Source organism: Bradyrhizobium agreste (assembly GCF_016031625.1).
In the GTDB taxonomy this organism is placed as follows: domain Bacteria; phylum Pseudomonadota; class Alphaproteobacteria; order Rhizobiales; family Xanthobacteraceae; genus Bradyrhizobium; species Bradyrhizobium agreste.
Genome location: NZ_JACCHP010000046.1, coordinates 1 through 15,641, shown reverse-complemented (window position 1 = coordinate 15,641; position 15,641 = coordinate 1). Strand labels below are relative to the sequence as shown.

The 15,641-nt window shown below is 65.1% G+C and carries 14 protein-coding genes; 5 read left to right on the top strand and 9 right to left on the bottom strand.

All coding sequences use genetic code 11. The annotated features are described in order from the left end of the window. Window positions 1-501 precede the first annotated feature (501 nt). Entirely contained in the window at window positions 502-1,389 is an 888-nt protein-coding gene (locus tag HZZ13_RS36050) for a branched-chain amino acid aminotransferase (RefSeq protein WP_197964173.1), read from the top strand. A gap of 105 nt (window positions 1,390-1,494) precedes the next feature. On the opposite strand, the gene HZZ13_RS36045 is transcribed toward HZZ13_RS36050, so the two are convergent. Beyond that, window positions 1,495-2,112 carry a class I SAM-dependent methyltransferase gene (locus HZZ13_RS36045; RefSeq protein WP_197964172.1) on the bottom strand — a complete coding sequence of 206 codons (618 nt, stop codon included), beginning with the start codon at window positions 2,110-2,112 and terminating at the stop codon, window positions 1,495-1,497. 39 nt (window positions 2,113-2,151) lie between these two features. Next, window positions 2,152-2,742, bottom strand: a complete 591-nt coding sequence (phaR, locus tag HZZ13_RS36040; protein ID WP_197964171.1) for a polyhydroxyalkanoate synthesis repressor PhaR — start codon at window positions 2,740-2,742, stop codon at window positions 2,152-2,154. A 315-nt stretch (window positions 2,743-3,057) separates the two neighbouring features. Between phaR and HZZ13_RS36035 the strand changes: the two genes are divergently transcribed. The 3 genes from HZZ13_RS36035 to yddG all read left to right on the top strand — a co-directional run bounded on the left by HZZ13_RS36035 (window position 3,058) and on the right by yddG (window position 6,243). After that, window positions 3,058-4,236 (top strand): acetyl-CoA C-acetyltransferase, encoded by a 1,179-nt coding sequence (locus HZZ13_RS36035; RefSeq protein ID WP_197955638.1) that lies wholly within the window; start codon window positions 3,058-3,060, stop codon window positions 4,234-4,236. A gap of 247 nt (window positions 4,237-4,483) precedes the next feature. Continuing rightward, window positions 4,484-5,209, top strand: coding sequence for an acetoacetyl-CoA reductase (gene phbB, locus HZZ13_RS36030; RefSeq protein WP_197964170.1), 726 nt, complete (start codon window positions 4,484-4,486; stop codon window positions 5,207-5,209). A 164-nt stretch (window positions 5,210-5,373) separates the two neighbouring features. Continuing rightward, entirely contained in the window at window positions 5,374-6,243 is an 870-nt protein-coding gene (gene yddG, locus HZZ13_RS36025) for an aromatic amino acid exporter YddG (RefSeq protein ID WP_197964169.1), read from the top strand. 11 nt (window positions 6,244-6,254) lie between these two features. Here yddG and HZZ13_RS36020 read toward each other — a convergent pair whose 3' ends face one another. Both HZZ13_RS36020 and gloB read right to left on the bottom strand, forming a co-directional pair. After that, on the bottom strand, window positions 6,255-6,677 hold the full coding sequence (locus tag HZZ13_RS36020; protein WP_197964168.1) for a cupin domain-containing protein: 423 nt from the start codon (window positions 6,675-6,677) through the stop codon (window positions 6,255-6,257). Window positions 6,678-6,700: 23 nt separating this feature from the next. Continuing rightward, a complete protein-coding gene (gene gloB / locus HZZ13_RS36015; protein ID WP_197964167.1) occupies window positions 6,701-7,468 on the bottom strand; it encodes a hydroxyacylglutathione hydrolase in 768 nt (255 codons plus the stop codon). 108 nt (window positions 7,469-7,576) lie between these two features. Between gloB and HZZ13_RS36010 the strand changes: the two genes are divergently transcribed. Next, complete coding sequence (locus tag HZZ13_RS36010) at window positions 7,577-8,320, top strand: methyltransferase domain-containing protein (protein WP_197964166.1); 744 nt, start codon at window positions 7,577-7,579, stop codon at window positions 8,318-8,320. Between the two features lie 64 nt (window positions 8,321-8,384). Here HZZ13_RS36010 and HZZ13_RS36005 read toward each other — a convergent pair whose 3' ends face one another. The 5 genes from HZZ13_RS36005 to HZZ13_RS35985 all read right to left on the bottom strand — a co-directional run bounded on the left by HZZ13_RS36005 (window position 8,385) and on the right by HZZ13_RS35985 (window position 15,514). Continuing rightward, entirely contained in the window at window positions 8,385-9,128 is a 744-nt protein-coding gene (locus HZZ13_RS36005) for a DUF4167 domain-containing protein (protein ID WP_197964165.1), read from the bottom strand. A 465-nt stretch (window positions 9,129-9,593) separates the two neighbouring features. Next, the gene (gene prmC / locus HZZ13_RS36000; RefSeq protein WP_197964164.1) at window positions 9,594-10,475 is read right to left on the bottom strand and encodes a peptide chain release factor N(5)-glutamine methyltransferase; all 882 of its coding nucleotides are present in this window, start codon (window positions 10,473-10,475) and stop codon (window positions 9,594-9,596) included. A 3-nt stretch (window positions 10,476-10,478) separates the two neighbouring features. Then, the gene (gene prfA, locus HZZ13_RS35995) at window positions 10,479-11,564 is read right to left on the bottom strand and encodes a peptide chain release factor 1 (RefSeq protein ID WP_197964163.1); all 1,086 of its coding nucleotides are present in this window, start codon (window positions 11,562-11,564) and stop codon (window positions 10,479-10,481) included. A gap of 59 nt (window positions 11,565-11,623) precedes the next feature. Further along, window positions 11,624-13,891, bottom strand: coding sequence for a phosphoenolpyruvate--protein phosphotransferase (ptsP, locus tag HZZ13_RS35990; RefSeq protein WP_197964162.1), 2,268 nt, complete (start codon window positions 13,889-13,891; stop codon window positions 11,624-11,626). A gap of 366 nt (window positions 13,892-14,257) precedes the next feature. Further along, complete coding sequence (locus HZZ13_RS35985) at window positions 14,258-15,514, bottom strand: aspartate kinase (protein WP_197964161.1); 1,257 nt, start codon at window positions 15,512-15,514, stop codon at window positions 14,258-14,260. Window positions 15,515-15,641: the final 127 nt, after the last annotated feature.

Sequence of the window (15,641 nt, the reverse complement as noted above, 5' to 3'; positions counted from 1 at the left end):
CGTGCATGAAAGATCAGGGTACCGGGCCGCGTGCCCGACCGGATACAAGGTGATGCGGTCCTGCCGCATTGTCGTTCACGGCCCAGGCCTCGCATCACGTCCCGCCTGCCAGCGCCGATGCGCATGTTGCGAACGCTCCATTGTGGCGCCGAGCTCGTCGCGGTCAAGGCCGCTAACGCGCCGCCTCCGGCGGTGGCCTGCGGCCAGTCTTGACCGTGCCTCGCCTCGGCGCCCAAGACCGCCGCCAACAAACAATGCTCTCTTGACAACTCACTCCCCATACAAGGATGAGGCTAAGCAGCAATCGGAGCCTGTTGAAACTGGCGCAACATCCTCGATCCTCATCCTGAGGGTCCGCCAACGGCGGGCGTCTCGAAGGATGGCCACAGGCGAGATCGCTCCATATGCGATACCCCTCCAGGGGAGGGTAGCCAATCCCCTACGCAAATCGTTTAGAAATTGGGACAATAGTGCCCGGATCGTTGCAAGGGGAGGCCGCTCATGGCCGAGATCAAGAAGCCCATCGAGTACTCGCCGAGCTGGACCTTCTTCGAGGGCAAATGGCACGACGGCAACGTGCCGATCATGGGCCCGCGCACCCATGCGGCCTGGCTCGGCTCCGTCGTGTTCGACGGCGCCCGCGCCTTCGAGGGTGTTGCGCCCGATCTCGACCGTCACGTCGCCCGCGCCAATCAATCTGCGATCAATTTCGGCCTGAAGCCGGTGGTCGATACCGACACCTGGCTGACGCTCGCAAACGAAGGCATCGCGCGCTTTGCCGCGAATGCCGAGCTCTATATCCGTCCGATGTACTGGGCGCAGAACGGCAGCGGCGGCGGCGTGCTGTTCGACCCCGAGACCACCAATTGGTGCCTGTGCATCTACGAGGCGCCGATGCCAAAGCCCGTCGGCAACGCCATCACCTTATCGCCGTTCCGCAGGCCGACGGCCGAATGCGCGCCGGTCGAAGCCAAGGCCGCCTGCCTCTACCCGAACAATTCGCGCGCGCTCGCCGAAGCTGCTTCGCGCGGCTTCCAGAACGCGCTGATGCTCGACATGCTCGGCAACGTCGCCGAGTTCGGCAATTCCAACGTGTTCATGGCCAGGGACGGCGTGGTGTTCACGCCGGTGCCGAACGGCACCTTCCTCAACGGCATCACGCGCCAGCGCGTCATCAGCCTGCTTCGCGGCGACGGCGTCACCGTGGTCGAGAAGACGTTGCGCTACGCCGATTTCCTGGTCGCCGACGAGATCTTTTCAACCGGCAATTTCGCCAAGGTCGCGCCCGTGATCCGCATCGACGAGCGCGAGCTGAAGCCGGGCCCGTTCTACGCCAAGGCGCGCAAGCTCTATTGGGACTTTGCGCATGCGGTGAAGATGGCGGCTTGATCCGGAGTCTCTGTCGTCATGCCCGGGCTTGTCCCGGGCATCCACGTTCTTCGCGTCGCGCGTCAAGACGTGGATGGCCGGGTCAAGCCCGGCCATGGCGAGAACCTATTTCTGCCGCCGAAACCGGCTGAACTGAAACGCCTGCGTCGAATTCCACGGCGTGTGGTGCGTCTCGCTCCGCGCTTCGATCAGTTCAAATTCCGGCCCGAGCTCCGCCGCAAGGCTGGCGCTGTCGTGGCGCTGCACCGGCAGGCCGCTGCATTTCTCGGGACCATCGGGTGCAAACGTCGCGATGATGACGTGGCCGCCAGGCTTGACCGCCGACCGCAGGCGCTGCACGTAAGCCGCCCTGTCGCGCGGGTCAGTCAGGAAGTGAAACGCTGCGCGATCGTGCCAGACATCGTAGGTCTTGGTCGGACGCCATGTCGTGGCATCGGCAACGATCCAGTCGACCGTCGAAGCGGCCTGACCGATGCGCTTCTTCGCGGCCTCGAGCGCATTGGCAGAAAGGTCGAGGACGGCGACGTCGCGATATCCGTCCTGCAACAGCGCATCGACCAGCCGCGATGCGCCGCCGCCGACGTCGATGATGGCCGTGTCACGATCGGAGCCGGCCGCGCGAATCATCGCGAGCGAGGTTGCGGGACTATCCTGGTACCAGCTGACCTCGGCCTCACCCTTGGTGGCATAGACATGGTCCCAATGGGTGCTTCGGTCAGACATGGCTCGCCTCCGGCATCCAGGGCCGGTGTGAATGAAAGACTATTCGTCCTTCTTCGACATCCGCTCGAGGCGCTCCTGCATTTCCTTCATCTGCTGGCGCAGCTCGTCGATGTTGCTGTCCTTCGGCGCCTCGGCATTCGCATCGGGCTCCGGCTCGGGCGTAGCGGCCGGGCGGGGCGTCGCGAACGGCTTGAACATCGAGAAGGTCTGCTGGAATAGCTCCATGTTGCGGCGGACTTGCTCCTCCAACGGAGCAAAAGGAGTGCCGGACAGCGTATTGGCGATCTGCTTGCGGAACTTCTCCTGCTCCTGGGTCAGGGTCGCGATCGACTGCTCTAGATATTTCGGCACCACCATCTGCATGCTGTCGCCATAGAAGCGGATCAGCTGCCGCAGGAAGGTGGTCGGCAACAGGTTCTGGCCGGCCTTGTTCTCCTGCTCGAAGATGATCTGGGCGAGCACGGAACGGGTGATGTCGTCGCCGGTCTTGGCATCGTAGACCAGGAAATCTTCGCCGTCCTTGACCATGGCGGCGAGGTCTTCCAGCGTCACATAGGTGCTCGTTCCGGTGTTATAGAGCCGGCGGTTCGCGTATTTCTTGATGGTGGTGGGTTGGTCTGATTTCGCCATGGGCTCTCACTTGCAAAACGCTGAGAACGGGAACCCGGCGGGCTATGCCGCAGGGCGGGAAGAGTACGCAACGCAACAAAATAAGCATTTTCAAAGGGGTCACGCTACCGTTTTGTGCGCCACGGTTAATTGCAGAGCAAAATCCTGCTTGCGAAAACGTCAAGAACGCTATTTTGAATGCGCTGCGGTATGAATTCGGTGCCCGGCCGATTGACATGCCTCAACGACGTTAACAGGATGGCTGACGAGACTGGCGAATGCTTTTCCAGCCCCGCCTGCCCCCTTCATAAGAACCTCAAGCCCCAGGAGATGCCCATGTCAGACGATGTCGTCATCGTCAGCGCCGCCCGCACCCCGGTCGGAAGCTTCAACGGAGCGTTCGCGACCCTTCCCGCCCATGACCTCGGCGCCGTTGCCATCAAGGCCGCGCTGGAGCGCGCCGGCATCGAGCCCGGCCGGGTCTCCGAAGTCATCATGGGTCAGATCCTGACCGCCGCCCAAGGTCAGAACCCGGCCCGCCAGGCTTCGATCGCCGCCGGCATTCCGGTGGAGAGCCCGGCCTGGGGCGTCAACCAGCTTTGCGGCTCGGGCCTGCGTACGGTTGCGCTCGGCTATCAGGCGCTGCTCAACGGCGATTCCGAGATCGTGGTCGCCGGCGGACAGGAATCCATGAGCATGGCCCCGCACGCCCAGCATCTGCGCGGCGGCGTGAAGATGGGCGGCCTCGAGCTGGTCGACACCATGATCAAGGACGGCCTGTGGGACGCCTTCAACGGTTACCATATGGGCAACACCGCCGAGAACGTCGCGCGGCAATGGCAGATCACCCGTGCCCAGCAGGACGAGTTCGCCGTGGCCTCGCAGCAGAAGGCCGAGGCGGCGCAGAAGGCCGGCAAGTTCAACGACGAGATCGTCCCCGTCACCATCAAGACCCGAAAGGGCGACGTCGTCGTCAGCGCCGACGAATATCCACGCCATGGCGCAACGCTCGACGCGATGGCCAAGCTCAAGCCTGCCTTCGAGAAGGACGGCACGGTGACCGCGGGCTCGGCCTCGGGCATCAACGACGGCGCTGCCGCCGTGGTGCTGATGACCGCCAAGCAGGCCGCCAAGGAAGGCAAGAAGCCGCTGGCGCGGATCGTCTCCTGGGCGCAGGCCGGCGTAGATCCGAAGATCATGGGCTCGGGCCCGATCCCGGCCTCGCGCGCCGCACTGAAGAAGGCCGGCTGGAGCGTCGGCGATCTCGATTTGATCGAGGCCAACGAAGCCTTTGCGGCCCAGGCCTGCGCGGTCAACAAGGACCTCGGCTGGGACACGTCCAAGGTCAACGTCAACGGCGGTGCGATCGCGATCGGCCATCCGGTCGGTGCGTCCGGCGCGCGCGTGCTGGTGACCTTGCTGCACGAAATGCAGAAGCGCGATTCGAAGAAGGGCCTGGCCACGCTGTGCATCGGCGGCGGCATGGGCATCGCCATGTGTGTGGCGCGCGACTGATCTTACACGCAGCTGACGCGTGCGCCGCACACGTCAGCGCGTGCGTTGCACGCGACTAAAAAGGCAGCGGTTGCAAATCAAATATTCTTCGCAACCCGGCAAGCCTCTACTAAAGCAAACGCCCGGCTCGATGCCGGGCGTTTTGTTCTTGATGTCCGTCAAACCAACCGCATAATCCGTAGCTAAAAACGACCACCTCAGAAACGTCCGAAGAGTCCAAGGAAGAGTCCAAGGGAAGGAATACGACATGGCACGTGTTGCATTGGTGACGGGTGGTACGCGGGGCATCGGCGCTGCGATCAGCAAGGCGCTGAAGGCCGCCGGCTACAAGGTTGCGGCGAGCTATGCCGGCAACGACGCGGCGGCGGAGAAATTCAAGGCCGAGACCGGCATCGCGGTTTACAAGTGGGACGTCAGCAGCTTCGACGCCTGCGCCGAGGGCGTGAAGAAGGTCGAGGCCGAGGTCGGCCCTGTCGACGTGCTGGTCAACAATGCCGGCATCACCAGGGACGGTGCCTTCCACAAGATGAGCCTCGAGCAATGGAACGCCGTCATCAACACCAATCTCGGCTCACTGTTCAACATGTCGCGCCAGGTGATCGAAGGCATGCGCGGGCGCAAGTTCGGCCGCATCATCAACATTTCCTCGATCAACGGCCAGAAGGGGCAGTTCGGTCAGGTCAACTATTCCGCGGCGAAAGCCGGCGAGATCGGCTTCACCAAGGCTCTGGCGCTGGAGAACGCCAAGGGCGGCGTCACTGTGAACGCGATCTGCCCCGGCTACATCAACACCGAGATGGTGCAGGCAGTACCGAAGGATGTGCTGGAAAAGGCGATCTTGCCGCTGATTCCGATCGGCCGTCTCGGCGAGCCCGAAGAGATCGCGCGCGCCGTCGTGTTCCTCGCCGCTGATGAAGCCGGCGCCATCACCGGCTCGACGCTGTCCGTCAACGGCGGCCAGTACATGGTGTGATGCGATCGCATCACGCGGGCTGATATCGTCCACATCGTCATGCCCGGGCTTGTCCCGGGCATCATGCCCTGTCATTCCGGGGCGCTGCGCCAGCGGCGAACCCGGAAATCTCGAGGTTCCGGGTCTGGCGCTATGCGCCATCCGGAACGACGAGGCTTTCTGCAATGACTCCCCGCACTGCGACGCTGATCGGCTTGACCGCAATCCTGATGTGGTCGCTGCTGTCGGTGATGACGGTGGCGACGGGAAAGATCCCGGCATTTCAGCTCGCGGCGATGACATTTGCGATCGGCGGTGTCGTCGGCCTGCTCACCTGGATCGGGCGGAGCGAGGCAGCGAAAAGCTTGCGGCAACCGCTCGTCGTCTGGGTCGTCGGCGTCGGCGGCCTGTTCGGCTATCACGCGCTGTATTTTCTCGCGCTGCGCTTCGCCCCGCCGGCCGAAGCCGGCCTCTTGAATTACCTGTGGCCGCTCTTGATCGTGCTGTTCTCATCCTTCCTGCCGGGCGAGCGGCTCGCCGCGCACCACATCATCGGCGCCGTGCTCGGCCTCGTCGGCACGGTGCTGCTGTTCGCCGGCAATACCAGCGGTTATGCGCCTGGAGCTGTGCCGGGTCTCATCGCAGCTTTCATCGCGGCGTTCGTCTGGGCGACCTATTCGGTGCTGTCGCGCCGGTTGAAGGCGGTGCCGACGGATGCGGTTGCGGGCTTCTGTCTTGCCACCGCCGTGTTGGCTGCGCTGATGCACGGCCTGCTCGAAAGCACGGTCTGGCCGGAGACCACCCTGCAATGGCTCTCGGTCATCGCACTCGGCATCGGTCCGGTCGGCGCTGCGTTCTACGCCTGGGACATCGGCATGAAGCGCGGCGACATCCGCGTGCTCGGCGCCGCCTCCTACGCGACGCCGCTGCTCTCGACGGGATTCCTCATCGCTGCCGGTTTCGCCAAGGCCAGCGCCAACATTGCACTTGCTGCGTTCCTCATTGCCGGTGGCGGCCTGATCGCGGCCAAGGACATGGTGCTGCGGAAGCGATGATTGGAGTGCAGCTACGGCTCCCAGCCGGGCGGCGCGAGCTCAAAGCCTGCAAACTCGAACGCGGGCGCCACGGTGCAGCCGACCAGCGTCCACTCGCCCGTGGTTTCCGCCATCTGCCAGGCCAGCGCAGGCACGATCGCCTGCGGCCGCTCACCGCCGATGAGGTCGACGCCGAGCCGCACCTCATGCTGCGAGCAGCCGTCATGGGCGATGCGCAGCTTCAAGGGGCTGCCGGCGTAATAGTGCCACGTCTCCACCGCATCGACGCGATGCCAGTGCGAGCGCTCGCCGCGCGCGAGCAGGAAGTAGATCAGGGTCGAGCGCGAACGCCCGTTGGCGTCCGTGCGCTGGTCGCGAAACGTCTCGCGATAATGGCCGCCTTCCGGATGCGGGCGGAGTTCGAGGCGCGCGATGATCTCGGCTGCGGTCGGCATCGATCCTCGTCGGGATGTGTGCTTCAGGACTTGTTCTTGCGCTCGCGCAGCTCGCCGAACACCGCAGCGGGATCCGCGCCCTTCATGTGCAGCCTGGCCGCGACCGCCGGTTCGTCGGCGCGCAGGAACACGTTGGCGCGCTTCTCCTCGCCGAGCAGGGAGGGAATGGTCGGCTTGTTCTCGGCGCGGAGCTTCGCGACCTCCGCCGCGCGCGCCTGCAGCGCCGCATTGTCCGGCTCGATGGTGAGCGCGAACTTGACGTTGGACGCCGTATATTCGTGGCCGCAATAGAGCTTGAAGTCGTCGGGCAGGGCGCGCAGCTTCAGCAGCGAGTCCCACATCATCGGATAGGTGCCCTCGAACACGCGGCCGCAGCCGATCGAGAACAGCGTGTCGGCGGCGAACACCGTCTTCTCGTTGTCGAACACGTAGGAGACGTGGTCGAGCGTGTGGCCGGGCGTCTCCACCACACGCGCCAGCAGATTGCCGACCTTGACCACGTCGGCATTGGCGACGCGCTGGTCGACGTTGGCGATCTTAGTCGTCTTGTCGTGCGGCGCGACGACGCGGCAATTGTATTTCTGCTTGAGTTCGGCGACCCCGCCGACATGATCGCCATGATGATGGGTGATCAGGATGTCGGTGAGTTGCCAGCCTTCGCGCTCCAGGGCCGCGAGGATCGGGCCGGCCTCCGGCGCGTCGATCGAGGCCGTCGCTTTGGTTTCCACATCGTGGATCAGATAACCGAAATTGTCGTTTAAACAGCTGAAAGTACGAATTTCGGCGGCCATGTCATCTCCATCGCGCTCAGCCCCGCCAGACAAATATGGCGTTAACGTTGCGCAGGCAATGCAATATTCCGCGCGCAGCGGCGCCCTCGCGCATGTTACATTGCCGTCATGACCATCGACGTCGTCGACCTCCGCGAGTTCTATTCCCGCCGCCTCGGCATCGTGGCGCGGCAAATGATCAATCGCGGCATCAGGGAGCGCTGGCCCAGCGCCGAGGGCCAGCGCGTGCTCGGCATCGGCTATCCCACACCCTATCTGGGGTTGTTCCGCGAGGACGCCGAGCGCTGCCTCGCCTTCATGCCGGCGGCGCAAGGCGTCCTGAAATGGCCGACGGGACGGCCCGCGCTGGCCTCGCTGGTGGACGAATTCTCACTGCCGCTTCCCGATGCTGCGGTGGACCGGGTCCTGCTGGTCCATGCGCTGGAGATGTCGGACGATCCGGCCGCGCTGCTGCGTGAGGTGTGGCGGGTGCTGTCGGGTTCGGGCCGCGTCATCGCCGTGATCCCGAACCGGCGCGGGGTGTGGACCCGCACCGACAGCACGCCGTTCGGCCACGGGCGCCCGTATTCGCGCTCGCAGATCACCGAGCTGTTGCGCCAGACCTGGTTCACGCCGACCGCCTGGGGCGAGGCGCTGTTCATGCCGCCTTACGCCGGCGGCTGGGTGTTGAGATCGGCCCAGATGTGGGAACGCGCCGGTGCGGCGCTGTCGCTGCCCTTTGCCGGCGTCCACATCGTGGAGGCGACCAAGCAGGTCTACCGCGCGATCCCCGCCAAGCGCGAGCGGGCGCGGCTGATTCCCTCGCTCGCCAAGCCCGTGCTGGTGCCATCCTCGACGGTGACGCGCGGCTAAAACAAATCGTCCCGGCGAGGCCGGGACGATTCAGATCGGAAAATCAGAGAAAGCCAGAAGAGGCTTATTCGCCGGGGGCGACTTCGTCGTTGGAAGCGACTGGAGCGGCTTCACGCTCCGGGCGCGGGCCATGCGGCCGGCGCCGCCGGCGCGGATAGCGCTCGCCGCCACCGCCACCCTCGAAGCCGCCCTGATTGCCGTTCACCTGCGGCTGCGCGCCGGTGATGAAGGAGGGCAGGCGGTCGACGCCGGCATCGGCGATGACTGGTTGCGGCTGGTTGGCGGGTTGCGGCTGATATTGCGGCTGCGGACGGTGATCGCGTTCGCGGTGCTCGCGCGGCTGTTGATTGTCGCGCTGATAGGGCTGGTTGTCGCGCGGCTGGTGATGATCGCGCTGGCCGTCGCGGTCGCGCATGAAGGGCTGCGGCTGGGGCTGCGGGACGAAGCCGGGCTCCTGGCCGAAGGCTGAGAAATTCTCGCCGTCGTCGTCGCCGTCGTCGCTGCTGGCAACGGGCTCATCGCCGCGCGGCTGCTGGTTCTGACGGAACTGCTCCTGAGCCGCCGCGATCAGGCGGAAATAATGCTCGGCGTGCTGGTAGTAGTTCTCGGCTGCAACGGGATCGCCGGAGGAGCGCGCGTCACGCGCCAGCTGGAGATACTTTTCAGCGATGTGCGAAGCGGTGCCGCGAATCTTGATGTCGGGTCCGTTGGATTCGTAGACCCGGGTCATCGGGTTCTGGCCGCGCCGGTTGTTGTTGTTATTGTTGTTGCGGTTGCGCATCCGCTGCTTGTTTTGACCGTTTCTCATGTCCTGCCTTTAATTCCAGCCCTAAAGGTTGCACGCGTTACTGATTGCTAGGAGTGACCTCTTGACAGCGGCTCACATATCTCGCGCGCACCGCACGCAAGAGCGGATCCGACCCTGCCGATGTTCGTCGACCGTCGCGTTCAACAAAGACGCGTTCCCCACCCGCCAGCATCCATTGCCAGCGAACCCATTCATTTCGCCTGCCGAAACAAGCCCAGCTTTCTTGCGTAAGTCTTCAGGCGCAATATCAGGCTTTCGTTCACGTTGCGGTCGGAGCGAGCAGCGCAGCTCCACTGGCCATCGCGCTCAACAGGACCTGCGGCTTGGAACCTTCAAATCAGTAAAGCTCTCGCCCGAGAGCCCGGCTTTCGCCCGTAGGTCTACGGGGCCGGCACCGATGTGTTGACCGGAACGTAGTCGTTCCCACGGGATATTCCAAGAGGTTTTTGCGGGCCAATCCGGCTTTTATGGGGGCATTTTTCGGGCCGAAACGGCCCGCGGAATGCCCGCCAAATCGGCCTTGGGTGACCTGTCCAGCGATAACGCGGCGGCCCTCATCAAGGTTTCAATATTTTGCGCCTGGCCGCGTCCGGCCTCGACGACCAGGGCGCCGCCGGGGCCGAGCCGCTCGCTCGCCTGCGGGATCAGGGCGCGATAGGCGTCGTAGCCGTCGTTGCCGCCGTCGAGCGCCAGATGCGGGTCGTGATCGCGCACCTCGATGCTCAATTTCGGAATTTCAGCGGAGGGAATATAGGGCGGGTTCGACACGATGAGGTCGAACGGGCCACGGAGCGCTGCGGCGTAGGAGCAGGCGACGAAGGCGGCACGGCCGGCGAGGCCGAGCGCGGCGGCATTGTCCCTGGCGGTCCTGAGCGCGTTCTGGCTGAGATCGGTGCCGACGCCGAACGCATCGGGGATTTCGTGCAACAGCGCGAGCAGGATCGCACCCGATCCGGTGCCGATGTCGGCGATACGCGGCGGATGAGATGCCTGCCGCTCGCGAAGAATTTCGAGCGCAAGCTCGACCACGGTCTCGGTGTCGGGACGCGGGACCAGGGTTGCTTCCGACAAGCGGAACGGCAGGCCCCAGAATTCGCGAGTCCCGAGAATGCGCGCCACCGGCTCGCCGGCGATGCGGCGCTGTGCATGTTGCGCGAGCCGCGATGCTTCGGCCGCAGTGAGGGGACGGGCCGCCTGAGCGATCAGGCCGGTGAGGTCGAGGCCAAGTGCCGCACCGATCAGGATGCGCGCGTCGAGTTCGGCTTCGTCGAGCCCTGCCGATTTCAGTTGCGCAGCCAGCGCGCGCCGCGCGCTCTCGATGCATTGTCCGGTGAAGGGGTTGCTCACGCCTCAGGCCGCCGCGCCTTGCGCAGCGAGCTGTGCGGCCTGGTGCTCGGTCGTCAGTGCGTCGATCAGTTCGCCGAGCGCTTCACCCGCGATCACCTGGGGCAGCTTGTAGAGCGTGAGATTGATGCGGTGGTCGGTGACGCGTCCTTGCGGGAAATTGTAGGTGCGGATGCGCTCTGAGCGGTCGCCGGAGCCGACCTTCTCCTTGCGCTCGGCCGAGCGCGCCGCGTCGGCGCGTTGCCGCTCGGCGTCATAGATGCGCGAGCGCAGGATGTTCATGGCCGAGGCGCGATTCTTGTGCTGCGAGCGGCTGTCTTGCATCATCACCACGATGCCGGTCGGGATGTGGGTGATGCGGATCGCGGATTCCGTCTTGTTGACGTGCTGGCCACCGGCGCCCCCTGCGCGCATGGTCTCGATGCGCAGGTCCTCGTTCTTGATGTCGACGTCGACGTCCTCGACCTCGGGCAGCACGGCGACCGTCGCGGCGGAGGTGTGGATGCGTCCCTGCGTCTCGGTGTCGGGGACGCGCTGCACGCGGTGCACGCCGGATTCGAATTTCAGCTTGGAGAATGCGCCGCGGCCCTGGATCTCGGCGATGATTTCCTTGTAGCCGCCGACCGTGCCTTCGCTGGCGGAGATCACCTCGACCTTCCAGCCCTGCAAGCTGGCGAAGCGCTCGTACATCCGGAACAGGTCGCCGGCGAACAGCGAAGCCTCGTCGCCGCCGGTGCCGGCGCGGATTTCGAGCATGACGTTGCGGTCGTCCATGGCATCCTTGGGCAGCAGCGCGATGCGGATCTTCTGGACCAGTTCCTCGATTTTCGGCGCGAGCTCGTCGCGTTCGGCTTCCGCCATGCCGCGCATCTCGGCATCGGTGGCGGGATCGGCGATCAGCGCCTCGGTGTCGGCAAGCTCCCTGACGGCGGCGCGATAGGCTTTCACCGCCTCGATCAGTGGCGTGAGCTCGGCGAGCTCGCGCGTGATCTGTACGTAACGCTCGGAGGCGAGCTGTCCCAGCGATTCGGCCTCGAGCGAGGCGTGATGCGCCAGCAGGACGTCCAGTTTGGCTTCGGGGAGTGACGACATCGGTTCAGTCTCAAAGGGCGGAGGGAGGCGAGCGCGGCGGAAAGCGGGCGACAGGCCCGCTACAACGCAAGGCCCTCGGCCTCGGCAAATTCCGTCAGCTTCTGCCGGATCGAGACGCTGCCTGCCGGCGCATCCACCAGAGGATTGAGCATCGCTTCCGCCTTCTTGGCGTCGAGGTCGAGCACCATCGCCTTGACCGGGCCGAGCGCGGTCGCCGAGAGCGAGAGCGAGCGGTAGCCCAGCGCGATGAGCGCTAGCGCGCCGATCGGCTTGGAGGCCATCTCGCCGCAGAGCGAGAGCGACTTCTGCGCCGCGTGCGCCTTGCGTGCGATGTCGCGCAGCGCGCGCAGGATCGGCGCCGACATGGTGTCGAAGCGCTCGGAGACCTTGGCGTTGCCACGGTCGACCGCGAACAGGAACTGGAACAAATCGTTGGAGCCGACCGAGATGAAATCGACCTTCTTCAGCAGCTCGTCGAGCTGGTAGAGCAGGGCCGGCACCTCGACCATGGTGCCGATGTCGATGCGTTCGGGCAGTGTGTGGCCGTGCTGGCGGAGGTATGTGAGCTCGCGTTCGACCAGCGCCTTGGCCGCGTCGAATTCGGCGACCTCCGAGATCATCGGGAACATGATCCGCAGCGCGCGGCCGCCGCCGGCGCGCAGCAGCGCGCGGATCTGGCCGCGCAACAGGCCGGGACGATCGAGCCCGAGCCGGATCGCGCGCCAGCCGAGCGCGGGATTTTCCTCGATCACCGCTTCCATATAGGGCAGCGCCTTGTCGCCGCCGATGTCGAGCGTGCGGAAGGTGACGGGCTTGCTGCCGGCGGCATCGAGCACGGTGCGATAGAGCGCGAGCTGGTCGCTGGTGCGCGGCAGGCTCTGACCGACCATGAATTGCAGCTCGGTGCGGAACAGGCCGATACCGGCGCTGCCGGTGTCCTCAATATGCGGCAGGTCGATGGCAAGACCTGCGTTGATCATCAGCTCGACCTTCTGGCCGTCCCTGGTGACGCAGGGCCGATCGCGCAGCGCCAGATATTGTGCCTGGCGGCGGGCGCGGAAGCGCACGCGCTCGGCGAAGGCCGCCTCGATCTCCTGCGACGGGCGCACATAGATCGAGCCGGACGTGCCGTCGACGATGATCGCGTCGCCGGGATCGGCGATGCCGGGTGCGTTCGGCACCTCGCCGACCGCAGGGATGCCCAGCGCCCGCGCCACAATCGCGACGTGCGAGTTGGCAGTGCCTTCCTCCAGCACGATGCCGCGCAGGCGCTTGCGGTCGTAGTCGAGCAGCGCCGCCGGGCCCATCGCGCGGGCGATGACGATCGCGTTGTCGGGCAGCTGTTCGCGCGAGGGCGCATGATCCTGGCCGACCAGCTGCCGCATCAGGCGGTAGCCCAGGTCTTCGAGATCGTGCAGCCGGTCGCGCAAATAGGGGTCGGTCGAGCGCAGCATGCGCGCACGGGTGTCGGACTGCACGCGCTCGACCGCGGCTTCTGCGGTAAGGCCCGTGGCGACGGCCTCGTGCAGCTTGTGCGACCAGCCCTGGTCGTTGGCGAACATGCGGTAGGCTTCCAGCACATCGCGATGCTCGCCGCCTTCGGCGACGTCGCCGCGCTCCAGCATGCGGTCGAGATCGGCACGCAGCTTGGCGAGCGCGGTATCGAGCCGCTTGATCTCCTTCGGCAGGTCTTCGGCGATGTAGTCCTTGATGACGACGCGCGGCTCGTGCAGCACGACATGGCCGAGCGCGATGCCCTCCGACAGGATGGCGCCGACTTTCTGTGCCGAATGGCGCGCCGCCGGCTCCTGGCCCGGCTGAGCCAGTGCGGAGAGTTCGCCGGAGGCGATCAGCTCGGCCAGCACCATCGCGGTGGTCTGGAGCGCCTCGAGCTCCTCCTCGACATAATTGCGCTTGGCGCGATTCTGCACCACCAGCACGCCGAGCGTATTGCCGGCGCGCAGGATCGGCACGCCGAGGAAGGAATGGTAGATTTCTTCGCCGGTCTCGGGCCGGAACGAGAAGGCCGGGTGGCTCTGCGCATCGCTCAAATTGAGCGGTGTCGCCTCGCTGGCGACGAGGCCGACCAGGCCCTCATGAGCGCTGAGCACGGTGTGGTGCACCGCCTCGCGGTTGAGACCTTCGGTGGCGTAGAGCTCGAGCGTGTTGTCGACGCGCAGCACATAGACCGAGCACACCTCGGCCACCATGTTGGCGGCGATCAGCACCACAATCTTGTCCAGCCGCTCCTGGGCCGAGACCTGCTCCGCCATGGTCTCGCGGAGCCGTCTCAACAAGACGCGGGGACCTCCCGACGCGCTCCGCATGAACCGTCAATCTCCTCCGTCTGCCGGGCCCGGCGGTATCGGCCGGCGGCTGGACCAAAATTCCAGAAAAACAACCAAATTGTTTGTCCGGCGCAGGCACAAGCGCAAAATCCACGAGATTTAGCGCTCGTACCGAATCAGCACCGCAGGAACTGGGACACAGTCTGCGGCAGCCCACCCTGTCCGCCGTATAGCGAATTGAGGCTTGTTTTGCCAAGCAAAACGCCTGCCAAACGCGAAGGTGTGTACACCTTCGCGTTTGCTGCGACCGCTAAGAGAAAATTAGCCCAGGCATGGTCCGGAACGTGCGAAGCGGTTTTCCGGACCATGCTCAAACGACGATCTGAGCGCGATGAAGGGGGTGCTTCAGGCCTGATCGAGACCGTAGAGCGTGTGCAGGGTACGCACCGCAAGCTCGGTATAGGCGGTGTCGATCAACACCGAGAATTTGATCTCGGAGGTTGTAATGGCCCGGATGTTGATGTTCCGCCCCGCCAGCGCCGAGAACGCCTGGGCGGCGACGCCGGCATGGCTGCGCATGCCGCTGCCGATCACCGAGATCTTGGCGACGTCGGTGGCGGTGTCGAGCCGCGCATAGCCGATCTTGGCCTTGGCCGCGGTAATCGTATCCTTGGCGCGGGTGAAGTCCGCGGCTGGCACGGTGAAGGTGAGGTCGGTGGTCTTGCCGTCCTCGGACACATTCTGCACGATCATGTCGACGTTGATATTGGCCTCAGCCAGTGGGCCGAAGATTGAGGCCGCAACGCCGGGCTTGTCCTCGATCTGGCGCACCGAGATCTGAGCCTCGTCCTTGGAGAAGGCGATACCGGTGACGACGTGGCTTTCCATGATCTCCTCCTCGCTACAGATCAGCGTGCCGGGCGGCTGGTTGGCATGCGGGTCGATGTCCCCGGGCTTGTCGAAGCTTGAGCGGACGAAGATCGGCATGTTGTGGACCATGCCGAGTTCCACCGAGCGGACCTGGAGCACTTTGGCGCCCTGCGAGGCCAGTTCCAGCATGTCTTCGAAAGCGATCTTGTCGAGCCTCTTGGCTTTCGGCACGATTCGCGGGTCGGTGGTGTAGACGCCGTCGACGTCGGTGTAGATGTCGCAGCGGTCGGCCTTGACGGCGGCGGCGATCGCCACGGCCGAGGTGTCGGAGCCGCCGCGGCCGAGCGTGGTGATGCGACCCGTCTCGGGGTTGATGCCCTGGAAGCCGGCGACGACAGCGACCTCCTTGCGCTCCTTGAAGCGCTTGATCATCTCGCTGCCGTCGATGCCCTCGATCCGGGCCGAGGCATGGGCGTCGCTGGTCTTGATCGGGATCTGCCAGCCCTGCCAGGAGCGGGCCTGGATGCCCATGCCCTGGAGCACGATGGCAAGAAGACCTGATGTCACCTGTTCGCCCGAGGCGACCACGGCGTCATATTCGCGCGCGTCGTGCATCGGCGAGGCCTCGGTGCACCAAGCCACCAGCTCGTTGGTCTTGCCGGCCATCGCCGAGACGACCACGGCCACTTCGTGGCCGGCATCGACCTCACGCTTCACATGGCGTGCGACGTTGCGGATACGTTCGATGTTGGCGACGGACGTGCCGCCGAATTTCATCACGAGGCGGCTCATGACGACGCGTGCATTCCTTCATAAGGATCAGTATGGTGACCGCACTGGACGGGTGCCTTGCGGATACCGACCGCGCGTATACAGAGCGGCGGGGCCGGGGGCAAGCGGGTCCTGCGGGGGCATGGTG

Excerpts from the sequence above, each read along its gene's own strand:
- HZZ13_RS36050 (WP_197964173.1), top strand. The coding sequence starts at position 502 with ATGGCCGAGATCAAGAAGCCCATCGAGTACTCGCCGAGCTGGACCTTC.
- HZZ13_RS36045 (WP_197964172.1), bottom strand. The coding sequence starts at position 2,112 with ATGTCTGACCGAAGCACCCATTGGGACCATGTCTATGCCACCAAGGGT.
- phaR (WP_197964171.1), bottom strand. The coding sequence starts at position 2,742 with ATGGCGAAATCAGACCAACCCACCACCATCAAGAAATACGCGAACCGC.
- HZZ13_RS36035 (WP_197955638.1), top strand. The coding sequence starts at position 3,058 with ATGTCAGACGATGTCGTCATCGTCAGCGCCGCCCGCACCCCGGTCGGA.
- phbB (WP_197964170.1), top strand. The coding sequence starts at position 4,484 with ATGGCACGTGTTGCATTGGTGACGGGTGGTACGCGGGGCATCGGCGCT.
- yddG (WP_197964169.1), top strand. The coding sequence starts at position 5,374 with ATGACTCCCCGCACTGCGACGCTGATCGGCTTGACCGCAATCCTGATG.
- HZZ13_RS36020 (WP_197964168.1), bottom strand. The coding sequence starts at position 6,677 with ATGCCGACCGCAGCCGAGATCATCGCGCGCCTCGAACTCCGCCCGCAT.
- gloB (WP_197964167.1), bottom strand. The coding sequence starts at position 7,468 with ATGGCCGCCGAAATTCGTACTTTCAGCTGTTTAAACGACAATTTCGGT.
- HZZ13_RS36010 (WP_197964166.1), top strand. The coding sequence starts at position 7,577 with ATGACCATCGACGTCGTCGACCTCCGCGAGTTCTATTCCCGCCGCCTC.
- HZZ13_RS36005 (WP_197964165.1), bottom strand. The coding sequence starts at position 9,128 with ATGAGAAACGGTCAAAACAAGCAGCGGATGCGCAACCGCAACAACAAT.
- prfA (WP_197964163.1), bottom strand. The coding sequence starts at position 11,564 with ATGTCGTCACTCCCCGAAGCCAAACTGGACGTCCTGCTGGCGCATCAC.
- ptsP (WP_197964162.1), bottom strand. The coding sequence starts at position 13,891 with ATGCGGAGCGCGTCGGGAGGTCCCCGCGTCTTGTTGAGACGGCTCCGC.
- HZZ13_RS35985 (WP_197964161.1), bottom strand. The coding sequence starts at position 15,514 with ATGAGCCGCCTCGTGATGAAATTCGGCGGCACGTCCGTCGCCAACATC.